This is a genomic window from Nocardia brasiliensis (assembly GCF_011801125.1).
Lineage (GTDB): Bacteria > Actinomycetota > Actinomycetes > Mycobacteriales > Mycobacteriaceae > Nocardia > Nocardia brasiliensis_C.
On sequence record NZ_CP046171.1, the window covers coordinates 3,263,126 to 3,281,843 of the forward strand.

Sequence of the window (18,718 nt, forward strand, 5' to 3'; positions counted from 1 at the left end):
GTCCTGCATGAGCCTCGCACTGAAGCGGACCGTGAGCACACCCCTGCTGTATTTCTTCATTCTCGGCGACACCCTCGGGGCCGGGGTCTACGTACTGGTCGGCGCGGTGGCGGGGGAGACCGGCGGCGCGGTGTGGCTGCCGCTGCTGGTCGCGCTCGGGCTCGCCTCGCTCACCGCCGCCTCGTACGCGGAACTGGCCACCAGGTATCCGCGGGCGGGCGGTTCCGCGCACTACGTGACCACCGCCTTCGGACCCGCCGCCGGATCGTTCGTCGGATTCTGCATGCTGGCGGCCGGGCTGGTCTCGGTGGGCGCGCTGGCCAGGGCATTCGCAGGCGACTACCTGCAGGCGCTGCTCACGCTGCCCGCAGCGGCGGTCGTGCTGGTCTTTCTGGCCGCGCTCGCCGCGCTCAACATTCGCGGGATCAAGGAGTCTCTGCGGGCCAATGTGGCGGCGACCCTGATCGAACTCGGTGGCCTGGTGCTGATCATCGGACTCGGCGGGTGGATCATCGCGCGCGGCGACGCCGACCTGCACCGGGTCACCGAGATCGGCACCACCGAGCACGGGCCGTTCGGCGCGGTGCTCGCGGGTACGGTGCTCGCGTTCTACTCGTTCGTGGGGTTCGAGACGTCGGTGAATCTGGCCGAGGAGATCGACGATCCCCGGCGCTCGTACCCGAGGGCGCTGTTCGGTGCGTTGCTCACCGCCGGAGTGGTGTATGTGCTGATCGGTTTCGTGGCCGCGGCCAGCGTGCCCACCGATCAGTTGAGCGGCTCCAGCGGTCCGCTGCTCGAGGTGGTGCGGGTCGCCGGGGAGCTGCCGGAGTGGGTGTTCAGCCTGATCGCGCTGGTGGCGGTGGCCAACGGCGCGCTGCTCACCGGCATCATGTCGTCCCGGTTGACCTACGGCATGGCCCGCGACGGACTCCTGCCGCCGGTCTTCGCCCGCGTGCTGCCGGGGCGGCGCACGCCGTGGGTAGCGATCCTGGCCACCTCCGCGGTGTCGCTCGCGCTCGCGTATACCGGCGAAGTCGATTCGCTGGCAGCAACTTTGGTGCTGTTGCTGCTCGTCGTGTTCGCCGCGGTCAATGCCGCGGTGCCGGTGCTGCGCCGCACCGGAGGTGGTGAACCCGCGCATTTTCGGGTGCCGGTGCTCATCCCGTGGCTGGGTCTGGCGTCGTGTGCGTTCTTGTTCACCCGGATCGAGGGCGCGGTCTGGCTGCGCGGGTTGATCCTGGTGGCCCTCGGCCTCGTGCTCGCCGCGATCAACGCCGCACGCGCGCGGGCGCATCCCGAGCTCACATCCGTTCGTGCACCGTGAGCAGCAGATGGTCGAAGCGGGTGCGCAATTCGACGAGGGATGCGTCGAGGGCGGCCAGCTCGGTGAGCAGCTGGGTGGCGAAGCCGCGGAGTTCGACGCCGGTTTCCTGGGCCCGCCAGACGAGCACGCGCAACGCTTGGTCGGCGGTGACGCCGTAGACGAGCATCAGCACGCCCTTGGCCTGCTCGACGGCGGCGCGGGCGGTGTACAGCTCGGGCAGGGCGCCGTCGAGGAGTCGCCTGCGATCCTCGGCCAGGGTATCGGTGAGGTCGACGTAGTAGCCGCAGGTGCCGACCACCCGCGCCTGCTCGTCGCGCATGTCGTCACCGACGACAAGGACATGGTGCGTCCGTCCCCTGGTGTCGATGATCCGATGCCGGCTGCAGAACGGCTCGCCGGTCTCGACGGTACGGGCGATCGTGTTCGCGACCTGCTCCCGGTCCTCCGGATGTTTGTGGGAGAGCAGCAGTTCCGTGGTCGGCTGAACCGTGCCCGGCGCGTAGCCGTGGATCTGCGCGACCTCGTCTGACCACTCCCAGCGCTCATCGGCCGGCCAGAAGCGGAAGGTGCCCGCGCTCTGCCAGGCGCCGGCGCCGAGTACTTCCGCGATCGGATGTTTCGGCTCCGTGCCGAGAATGAACAGCGGTGTAGTGCGCGGGTGCTGGGTGCCGTCGTCCCGCGTGATGTCCGGCATATCGACGGGTTGATCCACGAACTGCCCTTCCCTCTCGACCGATTCGATGTGTCCTGGTCGGCTGGCGGGGTTTGGGGCAGCGCGTTCCGAGCGACAAGATTACCGTGCGCCGCCGGCGGCCCGGCGCGGCACGCCGGGTTCAGCCGTTGCGCGCGACGGTCAGCAGGTCCGGTATCAGTGCAGGCGGGAGCGGCCTGCGCACCGGTCGCTGCTCGACCACGTCGAATCCGGCCGCCTCGACCAGCGCGCGCATCTCGGCGGGCGGCGGAAAGTAGGCGACGCCCTGGACCGCCGTTGGTTGCAGCAGCGGTGCGAACCGGCTGCGCGGATTGATCACGACGATCGCGAGTAGTCCACCGGGAGTGAGGATTCGGTGGAACTCGGCCAGTGCGCCGGGCTGATCGAAGAAGTGGAAGGCGTGCGTCGAGACGACGGCGTCGACCGAGGCCGCGGGCAGGCCGAGGTCTTCGGCCCGCCGGTTGACCCAGTTCACTTGGGCGCAGCGAGCTTTCGCCTGCCGCAGCATGCCGGGGGAGGCGTCGCAGCCGTAGACCACCTCGGGGTGCAACTCCTGCTGGACGCGCGTCGCGAGAATCCCGGTGCCGCAACCGACATCGGCGATCCGGCGGGCGCCGGTGCGGCGCAGCCGGGCGATGATCTCGTCCTGCGGCGGCCGATACGCCAGCCGCTGCGCGAGCGGGTTGTTGTAGATCGCGGCGAGCCGGTCCCAACCGGAGGTCACCAGTCGGTGGTAGGCGCGCGCCGGTGGCGTGGTGGCTGACATCTTTGTCCCTTCGATGCGTGGCAGTGCCCGAGTCTAGATTGTCTGAGACGGGTTGCCCACCCTCAGCGTGCCGGACTTTTCGAGGTGGCGCTCAACGGCCGGGCGATGTCTTCCAGGGACCGTCCTTCCGCGCGCACGCCGTAGGCCAGCTCGACCAGGCCTGCGGCGAACATCGTGGCCGCCCCGATGGCGAAGGCGAGCGCGGTGCGGCCGGGGTCGCCGTCGGCGGACAGCTTCGAGAACACCAGCGGTCCGGCGACCCCGCCCGCGAAGGTGCCGATCGCGTAGAAGAACGCGATGGCCATGGCGCGGGTCTCCATCGGAAAGATCTCGCTCACCGTCAGATACGCCGCGCTCGCCCCGCAGGAGGCGACGAACAGCACCACCGTCCAGCACACGGTCAAGCTCACCGCGGAGAGCTGGCCCGCCGCGAAAAGCCATGCGGTACCGAACAACAGCACTGCCGATCCCAGATAGCAGCCTGCGATCATCGGCTTGCGGCCGACGGTGTCGAACAACCGGCCCAGCAGCAGCGGTCCGAGAAAGTTGCCGAAGCAGATCACCGCGAAGTAGTAGCCGACCCGATCGTCGGGCACGTCGAACGATTTCACCAGGATGAGCGCGTAATTGAACGTGATGGCGTTGTACAGGAACGCCTGCCCGACGAACAGGGCCAGCCCGAGCGCGCTGCGGCGCGGATAGTGGCGCACCATCACCGCGGCGATCTCGCGGAAGCTGATGCTGCGCCGTTGCTCGATCTCGATCCGTTGATCGGACACCTCTGCCAGTTCGGCGCCGGTGTCGGCGCTGACCTGTTTCTCGACATCGGTGACCAGCCGCTCTGCGTCCTGCTCGCGCTCGTGGATGAACATCCAGCGCGGGCTCTCCGGCACATGCCTGCGCACCACGAGAATGATCAAGCCGAACACCGCGCCGAGCGCGAAGGTCAAGCGCCAGCCGATGTTCGGCGCGAACCAGTCGGTGTTCAACGCGACGATGGACAGCAGCGCGCCGCCCACCGCGCCGAGCCAGTAGGTCCCGTTGATCACGATGTCGACGCGGCCGCGGTACTTGCGCGGGATGAGCTCGTCGATCGCGGAATTGATCGCCGCGTACTCGCCGCCGATGCCGAACCCGGTGCAGAACCGGAAGAGAATGAACCACCACATCGAGAATGAGACGGCGGTCAGCGCCGTCGCGATCAGGTAGACCGCGAGGGTGATCAGGAACAGTTTCTTGCGCCCGAATCTGTCGGTGAGCCAACCGAAGAACAGCGCGCCGGTACACGCGCCGGTGACGTACATCGCGGCCGCGACGCCGGACACCTGGGCGGCGGTGATATCGATGCCGCTGCCCGGCTCGGACAACCTGCTCGCCACGCTGCCGACGACGGTGACCTCCAGGCCGTCCAGGATCCACACCGATCCCAGCCCGATCACCACCATCCAGTGCCAGCGCGACCACGGCAATCGGTCCAAGCGCGCCGGGATATCGGTCGATATCGTCCGCACAGGTCACCACCTCCCGGTTACTGACCGACGGTTACCCGGGCCCCCGGTGGATAATCAGCGCTCCCGTGTGCCGGGTGCGGCCGGGGCTCAGCTGGTGCGCGCGGCCGCGACGAGCGCGGCGCGGGCGGCCCGGACCGCGGGATGATCGCCGGTGCCGCGGCGGTACGCGAGGTGGGTGCGCCGCCGGGTGGGCAACGCGGTCAGCGTGACCTCGGCCGGGCAGTCCAGCGCGCCGAGCTCGGGCACTAGCGCGACGCCCTGTCCGGCGGCGACGAGCGCGAGCACGGTGCCGAAGTCGTCGGCGTGGTGGCGGATCCGCGGCGTGAATCCCGCTGCCTGACAGGCGCGCACGGTCATCGTGTGGCACAGCGTGTCGGGAATCCCTGCGATCCAGGCGGTTTCGCGATAGGCGACCAGCGGTTCCGCGGTGGGCGCGGCCAGGTAGACCGTCTCCTCCAGCAGTGGCTCGGTGTCCAGCGCGGGGTCGGGTTCCACCGGCACATAGTCGTATTCCTGTACCAGCGCGACATCCAGGGCCTCCGCGCGCAACGCGGCGGGCGCGGTCGCCGGATCGATCTCGGTCACCATCAACTCCAGGCCGGGATGATCCCGGCTCAGCGCGACCAGTGCCGGGGACAGGATGGTGCGAATCGCGGTGGGGAAGGCGCCGATTCGCAGGGTGCCGATGAGTTCGGTACGCGCGGTGGCCATGTCGGCGGCGGCCTGCTCGAGCACGGCGAGGATGGTCTCGGCGTGTTCGACGAGTCTGCGCGCGGCCGGCGTCAGCGTGACGCGGCGCCCGGTCCGCTCCAGCAGCGGCACGCCCGCTTCGCGTTCCAGCGCGCTGAGTTGCTGCGAGACGGCGGAGGGGGTGTAGGCCAGCGCCTCGGCCACCGCGGCGATGGTCTCCCGGTGCGAGAGCTCGCGCAGCAGGCGCAGTTTACGAATATCGAGCATAAGGTCAGCTTATGCTCGAATGTAGAAACGTGAACTGGACCTGACGCTTGACGGCCGTCACCCTCATAACCATGACGCTCGCAGGCCTTTTCGTCCCCCTTGTCACGCCGTTCACGGCCGAGAACGCCCTGGCCGCCGACGCGCTGGCGGGACTGGCGCACGCGGCGCTCGCCGAGGGCGCGACCGGTCTGGTCGCACTCGGCACCACCGCCGAGGCCGCGACATTGACCCCCGAGGAGCGCCTCAGGGTCATCGACATCTGTGCCGCGGTGTGCCGGGAACACAACGCGCCCTTGATCGTCGGCGCGGGCTCCAACTCGACCGCCGACTCCGCCGTCGCGCTCGGCCGACTGTCCGGGCAGATCGCGGCCGCGCTCACGGTCGTCCCGTACTACACCCGGCCCACCGAGGCCGGCGTGCTCGCGCACTTCCGGGCGCTGGCAGGCGGCAGCCCGGTGCCGCTGGTGGTCTACAACATTCCGTACCGCACCGGCCGCACGCTCTGCGCGGAGACGCTGCTCGATATCGCCGCGCACCCGAACATCATCGGCGTCAAACACGCCGTCGGCAGCATCGACGACGCCACGATCGCGCTCATGGGCGCACGTCCCGCGGATTTCGCCGTGCTGGCCGGCGACGACCTGTTCGTCTCGCCGCTGCTGGCGCTCGGCGCCGAGGGCGGCATTCTGGCCTCGGGCATCGTGGTCACCGCGCCGTTCACCGCGCTCATCGCGGCCTGGCGGGAGGGGCGAATCGAGGAGGCTCGCGCGCTCGGGCACCGGCTGGCCGCGCTGTCGGCGACCCTGTTCGCCGAGCCGAACCCGACCGTGATCAAGGCAGTCCTGGCTGCTCAGGGCCGTATTCCGAGCGCGGCCGTTCGGCTGCCCCTGCTGCCTGCCGGCGAGGTCGCCACCGCGGCGGCGCTGGCCGAGATCGACCTCTTCTCGCGGACAACCGGACAATATGCTGGTGTCGCGACCGAAGAAGTGCAACGCTGAAGCGGTGACACAACCTCCGGATACGCAGGCGACGAAGCCTGATCCGACCGCCGACAAACTCGACGCGGCGGTCTTCAAGGTGGCGGGCGTCGTGGTACTCGGCGCGATCATGTCGATTCTCGACATCACCGTCGTCAACATCGCGCTACCCACCTTCCAAGACACATTCGACACGAGCTACGCCATCGCGGCGTGGACCGTGACGGGCTACACCCTCGCCCTGGCCACGGTCATTCCGCTGACCGGATGGGCCGCCGACCGCTTCGGCACCAAGCGGCTGTACATGGCGGCGCTCGCCTTCTTCGTGCTCGGCTCGGTGCTGTGCGCGCTGGCCTGGAACATTCAGTCGCTCATCGCGTTCCGTGTGGTCCAGGGCATCGGTGGCGGCATGCTGATGCCGCTCGGCATGACGATCATGACGCACGCGGCGGGCCCGCAGCGGGTCGGCCGCGTGATGGCGGTGCTCGGTGTGCCGATGCTGCTCGGCCCGATCGGCGGCCCCATCCTCGGTGGCTGGCTGATCGAGTTCCATTGGCAGTGGATCTTCCTGATCAACCTGCCGATCGGCATCATCGCGCTCATCCTGGCGCAGGTGGTATTCCCCGCGGACAAGCCGGAACCGGCGGAGTCGTTCGATTTCGTCGGCATGCTGCTCGCCTCACCTGGTCTGGCGCTGTTCCTGTTCGGCGTCTCGTCGATCCCCGGCGAGGGCACAGTGCTCGCGACGAAGGTGCTGCTGCCCGCGATCATCGGCTTGATCCTGTTGGTGGCGTTCGTCTTCCACGCGCTGCGTACCGAGCACCCGCTGATCGATCTGCACCTGTTCCGTAACCGGGCGCTGACCTTCTCGGTGCTCACCATGGTGCTGTTCGCGATCGCGTTCTTCGGCGGCAGTCTGCTGCTGTCGGCCTACCTGCAGCAGGTGCGCGGCGAATCGGCGTTGCACACCGGATTGTTGCTGGTACCACAGGGTTTGGGCGCGATGCTGACGATGCCGGTGGCGGGCAGGCTGGTGGACAAGATCGGCCCCGGCAAGATCGTGCTGGTCGGCATCGCGCTGATCGCGGTCAGCACCGCGTTCTTCGTGCAGTTGAAGGTGGACACGTCGTATCCGATGCTGCTGGCCGCGCTGTTCGTGATGGGTCTCGGCATGGGCTGCACCATGATGCCGATCATGACCGCGGCCATCCAGACGCTGACCCACCAGCAGGTCGCGCGCGGCTCGACCTTGATGAACATCATCAACCAGACCGGTGGCTCGATCGGCACCGCGACCATCTCGGTGGTGCTCACCGCGCTGCTCAACGACCGGCAGTTCGCGCTGCCCGCGATCGCCGCGACCACCAAGCCCGAACTGGCGAGTCAGCTCCCGCCGGGTGTGCTGGAGGCCGGATTGGACCAGGCCGCAACGGCATTCAGCCACACCTACATCGTGGCGCTGGTGCTGATCGTGCTCACCCTGGTGCCCGCGTACTTCCTGCCCCGGACCAAGCCGAAGAATCCGGACGCGGTCGACGCGACGGCCGTCGTCCACGTCTGACGGCGTGCGCCGAGATCGCCACCGGCGGTGGCGATCTCGGCTGCGGACGGCACTCAGCCGGGCAGGTCGTCCACGGTGGCTTCGTTCCTGGACAGGTTGATGCCCAGGTTCGCGGCCGCGCGCTCGAGATCCTCGTCGTCGCCGTCGCGCATCTCGATCGCGGCGCCGTCGGATGACAGCACCTCGACGTTGAGGCACAGGGACTGGAGTTCTTTGAGGAGCACCTTGAACGATTCCGGGATGCCTGGTTCCGGAATGTTCTCGCCCTTGACGATCGCCTCGTAGACCTTCACGCGGCCGACCACGTCGTCGGATTTGATGGTGAGCAGTTCCTGCAGCGTGTAGGCGGCGCCGTAGGCCTGCATCGCCCAGCACTCCATTTCACCGAAGCGCTGGCCACCGAACTGGGCCTTACCGCCGAGCGGCTGCTGGGTGATCATCGAGTACGGGCCGGTCGAGCGGGCGTGGATCTTGTCGTCGACCAGGTGGTGCAGCTTGAGGATGTACATGTAGCCGACCGCCACCGGGTACGGGAACGGTTCACCCGAACGCCCGTCGAGCAGCGTCGCTTTCCCATCCGCGCCCACCAGCACATCGCCGTCGCGATTGGGCAGCGTCGACCCGAGCAACCCGGCCAGTTCCGCGTCGCGCGCGCCGTCGAAGACCGGCGTCGCGATCTTGCTGTCCGGTGGCGCGGCACGCAGTTCGTCGGGCAGCGCCGCCGCCCACTCCGGCGCACCCTGGATCTCCCAGCCGGCCTTGCCGATCCACCCGAGGTGGGTTTCGAGGATCTGGCCGATGTTCATACGACGCGGCACACCGTGGGTGTTGAGGATGATGTCGACCGGGGTGCCATCGGGCAGGAACGGCATGTCCTCGGTGGGCAGGATCTTGCCGATGACACCCTTGTTGCCGTGGCGGCCCGCGAGCTTGTCACCGTCTTGGATCTTGCGCTTCTGCGCGACGTAGACCCGCACCAGCTCGTTGACACCGGGGGGCAGATCGTCGTCGTCCTCGCGGGAGAACACCCGGATACCGATGACCTTGCCCGACTCACCGTGGGGCACCTTGAGCGAGGTGTCACGCACCTCGCGGGCCTTCTCACCGAAGATCGCGCGCAGCAACCGCTCTTCCGGGGTCAGCTCGGTCTCACCCTTCGGGGTGACCTTGCCGACCAGGATGTCACCGTCACGGACCTCGGCACCGATCCGCACGATGCCACGCTCGTCGAGGTCGGCCAGGACCTCGTCGGAGACGTTGGGGATATCGCGGGTGATCTCCTCGGCGCCGAGCTTGGTGTCGCGGGCATCGATCTCGTGCTCCTCGATATGGATCGAGGTCAGCACGTCCTCTTCCACCAGGCGCTGCGACAGGATGATCGCGTCCTCGTAGTTGTGGCCCTCCCACGGCATGATCGCGACGAGCAAGTTCTTGCCCAACGCCATCTCACCGTTCTCGGTGCACGGACCATCGGCGAGCACCTGACCGGTCTCGACCCGCTGACCCTCGTCCACGATCGGCCGCTGGTTCGCGCAGGTGCCCTGGTTGGAGCGGGCGAACTTGCGCATCCGGTAGCTCTTGCGGGTGCCGTCGTCGGCCATCACGGTGACATAGTCGGCCGAAACCTCCTCGACCACACCGCTCTTCTCGTTCACCACGACATCACCGGCGTCGACGGCGGCGCGCAGTTCCATGCCGGTGCCCACCACGGGGGCCTCGGAACGGATCAGCGGCACGGCCTGACGCTGCATGTTCGCACCCATGAGGGCACGGTTGGCGTCGTCGTGCTCCAGGAACGGGATCATCGCCGAGGCCACCGAAACCATCTGGCGCGGTGAGACATCCATGTAGTCGACCTCGGTGGGGGCGACGTATTCGACCTCCTCGCCGAAACGTCGTGCCAGCACCTTGGTTTCGGTGAGTCGTCCGTCGGCGTCGACCGGCGAGTTGGCCTGCGCGCGCACGTAGCGCTCTTCTTCGTCGGCGGTCAGGTAGACGATCTCGTCGCTCACCTGACCGCCGATCACCTTGCGGTAGGGCGTCTCGATGAAGCCGAACGGGTTGACCCGCGCGTAGACCGAAAGATAGCCGATGAGACCGATACTCGGGCCTTCCGGCGTTTCGATCGGGCACATCCGGCCATAGTGGCTGAAGTGGATGTCGCGCACCTCGAGGCTGGCGCGTTCCCTGGTCAGGCCGCCCGGGCCGAGCGCGGACAGGCGGCGCTTGTGGGTGAGCCCGGCGAGCGGGTTGTCCTGCATCATGAACTGCGAGAGCTGGGAGGTTCCGAAGAACTCCTTGATCGCGGCGACGACCGGGCGGATGTTGATCAGGGTCTGCGGCGTGATCGCCTCGACGTCCTGGGTGGTCATCCGCTCGCGGACCACGCGCTCCATCCGGGACAGGCCGACCCGGATCTGGTTCTGGATCAGCTCGCCGACGGTACGGACGCGCCGGTTGCCGAAGTGGTCGATGTCGTCGACCTGCACCGCGACGTCGGTGCCCGCGGGCCCCGTCATCGTCTTGTCGCCGGCGTGCAGGTGGGCGAGGTACTCGATGGTGGCGATCAGGTCCGTTTCGGTGAGCGTGGTCGTCGCGCTGTCGGCGATGCCGAGCTTCTTGTTGATCTTGTAGCGACCCACGCGGGCGAGGTCGTAGCGCTTCTCCTTGAAGAACAGGTTCTCCAGCAGGGTCTGCGCGGACTCCTTGGTCGGCGGCTCGCCCGGACGCAGCTTGCGGTAGATGTCGAGCAGCGCCTCGTCGGTGCCGCTCGTATGGTCTTTGGCCAGGGTCGACAGCATGACCTCGGAGAAGCCGAAGCGTTCGGCGATCTGTTCCGGACTCCACCCGAGTGCCTTGAGCAGCACGGTGACGGGCTGACGACGCTTGCGGTCGATACGCACACCGACGGTGTCGCGCTTGTCGACGTCGAACTCCAGCCACGCGCCACGCGACGGAACGACGCGTGCGCTGTACAGATTCTTGTCGGTCGTCTTGTCGACCGTGTGATCGAAATACACTCCGGGCGATCGGGTGAGTTGCGAGACGACGACGCGCTCGGTGCCGTTGATGATGAACGTGCCCTTGTCGGTCATCATCGGGAAGTCACCCATGAAGACCGTCTGGCTCTTGATCTCACCGGTGTTGTTGTTGATGAACTCCGCGGTGACGAACAGCGGCGCCGCGTAGGTCATGTCCTTGTCTTTGCACTCGTCGATCGAGGCCTTGACCTCTTCGAACCGAGGATCGGACAAAGTCAGCGACATCGAGCCCGCGAAATCCTCGATCGGCGAGAGCTCCGCGAGCGTTTCCGCGAGTCCGCCGACCTGCTCGGTCTCGCCGCGGGCGACGTCCTGCCGTTGCGGTGCGCCGATCAGCCGGGCGAACGAGTCGGTTTGCAGGTCGAGCAGATTCGGCACATCGATGGGTTCGCGCACTCTGGCGAACGAGATCCGGTGCGGAGCTGCGGGGACAGCGGCAACGGCCACGGCGTGATCGGCGTCGGACTGGGGCGATACGGGCACAGTGCGTCCTTTCGGGACTTTCGCTGCTGACGAATTGCACGTGCACGCCTTCGGACAGAGCTCACGCATCAGTGAGAAAGTGAGCATCACCGGGAATAGTGATACTCACTGCTGTTCGATACGAGAGTTCGGACGGGCGGCGGCCTGCGCAACGCTTCAAATTACGCGCAGTTTTCCGGCAGCGCAACAGTCATTCGAGATTTTCGGACCGAATTGTGGTCGTCTCGAATATTTCCCGCATTTATAGAATAACGCTGCGCCACTTATGAAGTCAAGATTTTGACAATTCGTCGATTAATTGCCTATACTGGAAAAGGGGAGCGGGGGTGGACAGTTGTGACGACTCAGCTCGCGTCGAGGAAGTCCAGGACGAGCGGCCCCGCGATCGCACGGAACTCATCGAAGTAGGCGTGCCGCGCGCCCGGGATCAGGTGCATGCGCGCGTCCGGGATCCGCTCGGCCAGCAGCGGGGCATTCGCCACCGGATTGAACCGGTCCTCTGTACCGTGCACGATCAGCGTCGGCGCTTGGATCTGCGGCAGTACGTCCCACGCGTTGTGTTTGTTGCTCGCGACGAGATGCCTGCGCTTGGCATGCGCGGGCATGTCGGGGTCGCCGAGCGTATTGAACGGGCCCGGGGTTCGCGCCAGCCACTGCGGCGTGTACATCAACTCCAGCAGCGCCCGCCGGGCCGCGGCCGCGTCGGGCTGGATGAGCGACTGCCTGATCTCCGGTCCGCGCTCGACGCTGTGCCTGCCGCCCGGTGATGTGCAGCCGAGTACCAGCGCGCGGACTCGATCCGGATACCGGGCCGCCAGCCACTGGCCGACCCGCCCGCCCATCGATGTGCCGTACACCGCGGCCCGCTCGATCCCGAGATCGTCGAGCACCGCGATCACGTCGTCGGCGAAACCCGCTGTGCTGTATGGTTCGTCGGGTTTGTCGCTGTCACCGGTGCCGCGCCAGTCGAGGGTGACCGTGCGGTACCGGTGCTCGAAGTCGGCGCTGATCCCGTCCCACCAGTGCCGGTTGTTGGCTTGCCCGGCGAGCAGCACGAGCGGGTCGCCCGCGCCCGCGGTCTGATAGGCGAGGCGAGCGCCATCGGCGGCCTTGGCGTACGGCACGGTTGAGTTTCCTTTCGCGGTAGGTGGAGCTACTTGCTCGAACGCAGGCTCTCGAACACGAATTCCAGGCAGCGACGCCACGCGGGGGAGCCGCTACCGGGGATGCTCGAACGTGGTTCCGGTGGACCGCTCTTCGCGGGCGGGCTGTCCAGCGTGGTGCCCATGCCGATGCTCGGCCAGCTCGCCCTGGCCTCGGGCGCACTGCGCAACTACGCCGTCACCTTGCACGCGGCCCTCGCCGATCGAGGCGTCTACGCGGGCACGCTCACCATCGGCGGCCTGATCGAGCGCGGGGACATCCACACCATGGTCACCGGGGCACCCGAACACTTCGGCCCCGCGGCAGCACACACCCTCGACCCCGACCACCTCGCCGACAGGGCTTGGGAGATGCACCGCGCGGGATCGCGCCGAGGAGGTGTTCGACGTATTCAGCGGGTGAGACCGGACGGCGGCGGGACCGCGACGGGTCCCGCCTGCCGTTGCGCGCCAGTCGAACTCAGGCGGGCGCCGCGCCCGCCATGTGGTAGCGCACCGTCGGGCTCCAGAGGAAGAAGCCGTGCACCCCAGCGTCGCGGGCCGCGTCGATCTGGGCCTGCACCTCGCCGGGGCCGTAGTTCACGCCGAGGCTGAAATCCTGGAGCCATGGCACGACTTTCGCGCCGGTGCCCTCGGTCTGGGTGATGAAATCCCGCAGCGAGCGGAACACAATGTCGTAGGGCTGGCCGTTGGGGTCGGCGACGCCGTACTCACCGGCGTTCCAATGCGACGGGTACAGCATCGGCGCGATGTAGTCGACATGCCGGGCCATCAGCGGAATGTCCTGCGCGATCTGGTCCGGCCGGGTGGCGGCGATGCCGAAGACGGCGGCGCTCTGATCGGCGCCCGCGTCGCGCACGGGATCGCGGCTCTCCCGGAGGAACTCGGCGATCGAGACGGTCGGCGATTGCGACGATCCGGGGAACACCATCTGCGCGAGATCGCCGTCGGGGCGGCGGATGTAGTCGTACATGATGCCGTCGAAGCCGAGCTTCGCCGCCTCGACCGCGAGATCGATGTTGTATCGGCGCATGTCGGGGTGCGCGAAATTGGTGAACGCGATCGGCCCGTACTTGCTCGCGTACGGCCGGCCGCCGGGACTCTGGATCACCCAGTCCGGATGCCCGGCGTGCCAGGCCCATTCGGCCATCCTGGTGTCGCGGAACGCCACGATCCGCCCGACCACTCGCAGCCCCATGTCGTGCAGCTGGCGCAGGGCCGCAGGCGCGTCGTAGATCGCCTCGACCGCGCCGGACTCGCGGGCCAGCGGCACCTGGGAGTCGTAGCCGACGACGCCGTCCTCGTCTTTGATGTCGAGCTGGACCGTGTCGATCCGGCCGTCGCGGGCCAGGTTCAGCACGTCCTCGCGCAGCCCGTCATGCGACCAGGCGTGCGCGGTGACGTGGACCGCTCTGATCGGTGCGGTCCGCATGGCCGTGGTGATCGGCTGGACGGATTCGTTGCCCGCGGCGTCGACCGCGGTCACGCTGACGCCGATCGGGGCGCGGGGCAGCGTGAGCTCGAACGCACCGTCGGCCGCCGGGGTCACCGTCTGCGCGCCGATCGTCACCCGCTGTGCGCCTTGGGCTTTGCCGCGCACGGTGACCGGCTGACGGTAGGACGTGACATCGGCCGGTTGGGTCACCTCGAGTTCCGGCGCCTCGTTGTCCACGGTGAAGCTCGCGCTCGCCCCCGGCCCTGCCCGCAGGAAGCCGAACGCGCCCCCGGCCGGGACCTCGGCGGTGAATCTGTGCACCCCGCTGGCTAGTCTCTCGGGTCTGTACACCACGGAGGTGCCCTCGATCGTTCCGGTGACCGGCGCACCGTCGAGCTCGAGCCGCATCGCGCGCGGGTCGTGCTCGCGCGCGTCGACCCGCAATGTCAAGGCGGACAGCGCCTTCGCGCCGATCGGGCCTTCGGGCACTCCGGTCATCGGCAATCCGGTGGGTTCGGCCCGTACCGAACTGATGGTCACGGAAGCGACGAGAATGGATAAGACTCCGGTAACAATTACCGCTGTCAATCGTCGGTGTCCTGGAAGGCGGACCCATTCGAGCAACGCGCACACCAACTTTCGTTCGAAGATGTTTCTACTATCCCGGCTGTGCCGCTCTGTCGCGGTTACTTTCGGTCAATGTCCTCCACCGGAAAATCGATACGCTCGCGTAGCGTTGGTCCGATGGCGAAGAGCACAACGATCGGTGTTCGAGTTATGTTGTCGGCATTGTTGTTCGCGGCCGGTGCCGGTTGTACCGCGGCGGAGTCCGCCGGTGGAGACCAGCGGGCGGGCGCGACGACCGAGGCGGCACCGGTGCTCGCACCGGCACCCGATCCCGTTGCGGTACAGGCGAACGAGCTCGGCGTGGTGCCGATCCTGATGTATCACCAGCTGTCGGCGACGCCGGTGAGCGACTACGACCAGACCCCGGCCAAATTCCGGGCCGAACTCGATCGGCTCTATCGGGAGAACTACCGGCCGGTCACCGCGTCCGCCTATGCCGCAGGCGCCATCGATATCCCCGCAGGCACCCATCCCGTGGTCCTCACCTTCGACGATTCGACCATGAGTCAGGTCTCGTTCACCGACAACGGGCAGCCCGCGCCCGACACCGCGCTCGGCATCCTCGAGCAGTTCCGCGCCGAGCATCCCGACTTTGCCCCTACCGCAACCTTTTATGTCAACAATCAGCCCTTCGCGAACAACGAGCACGCCCTGTCCTGGCTCACCACACACGGCTACGAGGTCGGCGCCCACACCGCCGCGCACGCGAACCTCGGTCAGCTCGACGGCGCCGGCGTGCAGCGCGAGCTGGCCGAGAACGTCCGCGCCATCACCGCCGCCGCGCCCGGCCCGGTACGCACCATGGCGTTGCCGCTCGGGATCTACCCGGACGACCGCACCCTGGCCGTCGCGGGCGAGTGGGCGGGCACCCACTACGCCTTCGACTCCGTCATGCTGGTCGGGGCCGAGCCCGCCCCGTCGCCGTTCGGATCGATCGACCGCACCGCGGTGCCTCGAATCCGTTCGGGCCGAGAGCCGGTCGCGTTCGACTCGACCTATTGGCTCGACCGGCTTGCCGAGCACCCCGAGCAGCGTTACACCTCGGACGGTAACCCGATCAAGATCATTTTCCCGGCAGGCGTGTCCAGCGAGTTGAACGCGCGGTGGTCGGACCGGGCACAGTCCTACTGATCCGGACAGCGCTCGCGCGCGCGAAACACCGAGGCAGTCAGGGGATCAACCGCGCTGCCTCGGTGTTGCCGACGAGACGATCGGTCACCGCGATCGCGGCGCGCGAACCGCCAATTCTTCGAGGGCGGCGACCATCCGGTCGATCTCGGCGCAGGTGTTGTAGAAGGCGAACGAGGGACGCACCGTCGCCTCCAGGCCGAGCCTGCGCAGGATCGGCTGGGCGCAGTGGTGACCGGCCCGGACCGCGATGCCCTTCTCGTTCAAGGCCTTACCGACCTCGAGCGGTTCGTAGCCCGCCATGACGAAGGAGAGCACGCTCGCCTTGTCCGCGGCCGTGCCGACCAGCCGCACCCCCGGCACCGCCGCGACCCGCGGCGTCGCGTACTCGAGCAGTTCGTGCTCGTAGCGTGCGATGGCGGCCATGCCGATCCGCTCGACGTATTCGATCGCGGCGCCGAGACCGACCGCGTCGGCGATGTTGCCCGTGCCCGCCTCGAACCGGCCGGGCGGTGGCTGGAACAGCGAACGTTCCAGCGTCACATCGCTGATCATGTTGCCGCCGCCCTGCCACGGCGGGAGGTCCTGCAGTATCTCGGATTTGCCGTAGACGACACCGATTCCGGTGGGTCCGAACACCTTGTGGCCGGAGAACACGAAGAAGTCGGCGCCGATCGAGCGCACGTCGATGACGGTGTGCGGTGCCGATTGCGCGCCGTCGACAAGCGTGACCGCCCCCGCGCGCTGTGCCTCGGCGACGATCTCACGCACCGGCGTGATGGTGCCGAGCGCGTTCGAGACATGGGTCACCGAAACGGGTTCGGTGCGGTCGGAGAGCAGCCGGGTGTATTCGTCGAGCAGCAGCTCACCGTTGTCGTCGACCGGAATGACCCGCAGCACCGCGCCGGTCTCGGCGGCCAGCAGCTGCCAGGGCACGATGTTCGCGTGGTGCTCCAACTGCGAGATGACGATCTCGTCGCCCGCGCGCAGATTCTTGCGGCCCCAGGTCTGAGCGATCAGGTTGATGCCCTCGGTCGCGCCGCGGACGAAGATGATCTCCTCGGCCGACCCCGCGCCGATGAACCGCGCCACGATGTCGCGCGCCTGCTCGTAGGCATCGGTGGAGCGGGCCGCCAATTCGTGTGCGGCACGGTGGATATTGGAATTCTCGTGTTCGTAGAACCGCGCGATGCGCTCGATCACCGCGCGCGGCTTCTGCGTGGTCGCCGCGTTGTCGAACCAAACCAGCGGATGACCGTTCACCCGCTCCCGCAGGATCGGGAAATCGTTGCGCACCGCGTGCACGTCGAACGGCGGGTGCGCGGCGGGAAATCGGTTCGGGGCGATGCCGCCCGCGGCAGGGGTCGTCGTGGCCCGCTCCAGGAAATAGAAGCTCGGCGCCGCCGACGGCTGCCCCGCCGTCTCCGGAAAGCGCTGGGGGGACAGCACATCCCGCAGCGTGGGCAGCATGGCGAGGAACGGGTCACTGTGGATGCCCGCGGGGTCGACCGCGGTGCTCGGTGCGCGTCCGGCCGCGTCCGCCATCGGGACGTCGCTGCCCCAGGTCGGCACGTGCGGTTCGGGCGTTGCCGCGCCGGGCGGCGTGGCGCCGAGCGGCCGCGGGGTGGCCGACGAGGCCGCGCCGGGTACCCTCGGCTCCGGCGTGCGGCCGCCCGGTGGGGCGCCGCCCGAAACCGGCTGCGCCGCCGCAGATGTCGGAGTCGCCCGGTCGCTGCCGCTGGACGCGGCGGCGGCCGACGGAACCTCGACGCCGGATACGCCGGGGACGTACCCGTGCGGGGTGCCGAGCGCGCCCGTGGATACATCCGGTGCGTGCGCGCCGAGATGCGGGGCACCGGGGACGGTCGCTCTGGGCACCGGCGCGGGCACGTTCGGTGGTGTGGTCGGGATGTCCGGTTGCGCCACGCTCACGCCGGCCGGTGCGGCGGGCAGGCCCGCCGACGCCGACGGCAGCGCCGAGAAGAACTCGCCGGCAAGACGATTCAGCGTCGCCTCGTCCGGCAGCCATTCGGCGCCGCCCTCGTCGGCCGGGCGCGAGAGGTCAGCTCCGGTAGGTCGGTGCGTAGTCATGGAACTTGCCCACCTCGGCTCCGTCGAGCACTGCCACCGCGTCGTCGGTCAGCACGGCCAACGAGCAGTACAGCGACACCAGATACGACGCGATCGCGCTGCGATCGATACCCATGAACTTCACCGAAAGACCCGGTCCCTGTTCGCCGGCCAGTCCCGGCTGGTAGAGACCGACCACGCCCTGACGGGCCTCGCCGGTGCGGATCAGCAGGAACTTGGTCTTGCCCCGTTCCACCGGAACCTTGTCCGACGGCACGATCGGGATGCCGCGCCAGGTCAGGAACTGGGATCCGAACATGCTCACCGTCGGCGGCGGCACCCCACGGCGGGTGCATTCCCGGCCGAACGCGGCGACGCCCTGTGGGTGGGTCAGGAAGAAGCCGGGCTCCTTCCACACCTTGGTGATCAGATTGTCGAGGTCGTCGGGCGTCGGCGGACCGGCGATCGTGGAGATTCGTTGCCTTTTGACCGTATTGGCGATCAGGCCGTAGTCCGGGCTGTTGATCAGCTCGCCCTCTTGGTGTTCCTTGATCGCTTCGATGGTCAGTCGCAACTGCTGAGCAATCTGATCGTGCGGGCTCGAATACAGATCGGAGACGCGGGTGTGCACGTCGAGAATGGTGTGCACGGCCTTGAGGCGGTACTCCCGCGGATCACGCTCGTAGTCGATAAAGGTCTCCGGTAGCGGAGACTCGTCGAAGTTGTCGCACTGGATATCGACGGTTTGTTCGTGGGTGACCCGGTTACGTCGGTAGATACCGGCTTCGACGGGCACCCAGTTCAACAGATGGACCAACCACCGTGGAGTGATCGACTCCATCTGCGGCACGGTCTTCGTCGCGTTCGCCAGTGTCCGGGCAGCTTCATCGCCCAACGCCACCGGCTGTGGAACAGCTTTAGTCATCGAACCACCTTGGGATCGGCAAATCCACCGTTACCAGC

The 18,718-nt window shown here is 67.8% G+C and carries 14 protein-coding genes; 4 read left to right on the forward strand and 10 right to left on the reverse strand.

All coding sequences use genetic code 11. The features are described 5' to 3' along the window. The first annotated feature begins 7 nt into the window (after nucleotides 1-7). The gene (locus F5X71_RS14870; RefSeq protein ID WP_167462492.1) at nucleotides 8-1,324 is read left to right on the forward strand and encodes an APC family permease; all 1,317 of its coding nucleotides are present in this window, start codon (nucleotides 8-10) and stop codon (nucleotides 1,322-1,324) included. Here F5X71_RS14870 and F5X71_RS14875 read toward each other — a convergent pair. From F5X71_RS14875 to F5X71_RS14890, 4 genes are all read right to left on the reverse strand, one after another. Then, nucleotides 1,302-2,036 carry a PAS and ANTAR domain-containing protein gene (locus F5X71_RS14875; protein ID WP_238815901.1) on the reverse strand — a complete coding sequence of 245 codons (735 nt, stop codon included), beginning with the start codon at nucleotides 2,034-2,036 and terminating at the stop codon, nucleotides 1,302-1,304. The genes F5X71_RS14870 and F5X71_RS14875 overlap by 23 nt on opposite strands. Before the next feature lie 121 nt (nucleotides 2,037-2,157). Next, nucleotides 2,158-2,802, reverse strand: a complete 645-nt coding sequence (locus F5X71_RS14880) for a class I SAM-dependent methyltransferase (RefSeq protein WP_167462493.1) — start codon at nucleotides 2,800-2,802, stop codon at nucleotides 2,158-2,160. 62 nt (nucleotides 2,803-2,864) lie between these two features. Next, on the reverse strand, nucleotides 2,865-4,313 hold the full coding sequence (locus tag F5X71_RS14885) for an MFS transporter (RefSeq protein ID WP_167462494.1): 1,449 nt from the start codon (nucleotides 4,311-4,313) through the stop codon (nucleotides 2,865-2,867). An 87-nt stretch (nucleotides 4,314-4,400) separates the two neighbouring features. Continuing rightward, nucleotides 4,401-5,270, reverse strand: coding sequence for a LysR family transcriptional regulator (locus F5X71_RS14890; protein ID WP_167462495.1), 870 nt, complete (start codon nucleotides 5,268-5,270; stop codon nucleotides 4,401-4,403). A 71-nt stretch (nucleotides 5,271-5,341) separates the two neighbouring features. On the opposite strand from F5X71_RS14890, the gene dapA reads away from it, so the two are divergent. Both dapA and F5X71_RS14900 read left to right on the forward strand, forming a co-directional pair. Then, nucleotides 5,342-6,268 carry a 4-hydroxy-tetrahydrodipicolinate synthase gene (dapA, locus tag F5X71_RS14895; protein ID WP_167462496.1) on the forward strand — a complete coding sequence of 309 codons (927 nt, stop codon included), beginning with the start codon at nucleotides 5,342-5,344 and terminating at the stop codon, nucleotides 6,266-6,268. Next, complete coding sequence (locus F5X71_RS14900; RefSeq protein ID WP_428981471.1) at nucleotides 6,234-7,808, forward strand: DHA2 family efflux MFS transporter permease subunit; 1,575 nt, start codon at nucleotides 6,234-6,236, stop codon at nucleotides 7,806-7,808. The genes dapA and F5X71_RS14900 overlap by 35 nt, the downstream gene beginning before the upstream one ends. Nucleotides 7,809-7,861: 53 nt before the next feature. Here F5X71_RS14900 and F5X71_RS14905 read toward each other — a convergent pair whose 3' ends face one another. The 4 genes from F5X71_RS14905 to F5X71_RS14920 form a co-directional block, all read right to left on the reverse strand. Next, on the reverse strand, nucleotides 7,862-11,332 hold the full coding sequence (locus F5X71_RS14905; protein WP_428981472.1) for a DNA-directed RNA polymerase subunit beta: 3,471 nt from the start codon (nucleotides 11,330-11,332) through the stop codon (nucleotides 7,862-7,864). A gap of 344 nt (nucleotides 11,333-11,676) precedes the next feature. Continuing rightward, the gene (locus F5X71_RS14910; RefSeq protein WP_167462499.1) at nucleotides 11,677-12,456 is read right to left on the reverse strand and encodes an alpha/beta fold hydrolase; all 780 of its coding nucleotides are present in this window, start codon (nucleotides 12,454-12,456) and stop codon (nucleotides 11,677-11,679) included. A gap of 29 nt (nucleotides 12,457-12,485) precedes the next feature. After that, the gene (locus tag F5X71_RS14915) at nucleotides 12,486-12,665 is read right to left on the reverse strand and encodes a hypothetical protein (RefSeq protein ID WP_167462500.1); all 180 of its coding nucleotides are present in this window, start codon (nucleotides 12,663-12,665) and stop codon (nucleotides 12,486-12,488) included. A gap of 290 nt (nucleotides 12,666-12,955) precedes the next feature. Beyond that, nucleotides 12,956-14,470, reverse strand: coding sequence for a putative glycoside hydrolase (locus F5X71_RS14920; RefSeq protein WP_167462501.1), 1,515 nt, complete (start codon nucleotides 14,468-14,470; stop codon nucleotides 12,956-12,958). Between the two features lie 204 nt (nucleotides 14,471-14,674). Here F5X71_RS14920 and F5X71_RS14925 point away from each other — a divergent pair, with 204 nt between their 5' ends. Further along, nucleotides 14,675-15,688, forward strand: coding sequence for a polysaccharide deacetylase family protein (locus F5X71_RS14925; protein WP_238815902.1), 1,014 nt, complete (start codon nucleotides 14,675-14,677; stop codon nucleotides 15,686-15,688). Between the two features lie 84 nt (nucleotides 15,689-15,772). Here F5X71_RS14925 and F5X71_RS14930 read toward each other — a convergent pair whose 3' ends face one another. Both F5X71_RS14930 and F5X71_RS14935 read right to left on the reverse strand, forming a co-directional pair. Next, a complete protein-coding gene (locus tag F5X71_RS14930; RefSeq protein WP_238815903.1) occupies nucleotides 15,773-17,776 on the reverse strand; it encodes a family 2A encapsulin nanocompartment cargo protein cysteine desulfurase in 2,004 nt (667 codons plus the stop codon). After that, nucleotides 17,748-18,680: a family 2A encapsulin nanocompartment shell protein gene (locus F5X71_RS14935; RefSeq protein WP_167462502.1), complete on the reverse strand. Its 933-nt coding sequence runs from the start codon at nucleotides 18,678-18,680 to the stop codon at nucleotides 17,748-17,750. The genes F5X71_RS14930 and F5X71_RS14935 overlap by 29 nt, the downstream gene beginning before the upstream one ends. Nucleotides 18,681-18,718: the final 38 nt, after the last annotated feature.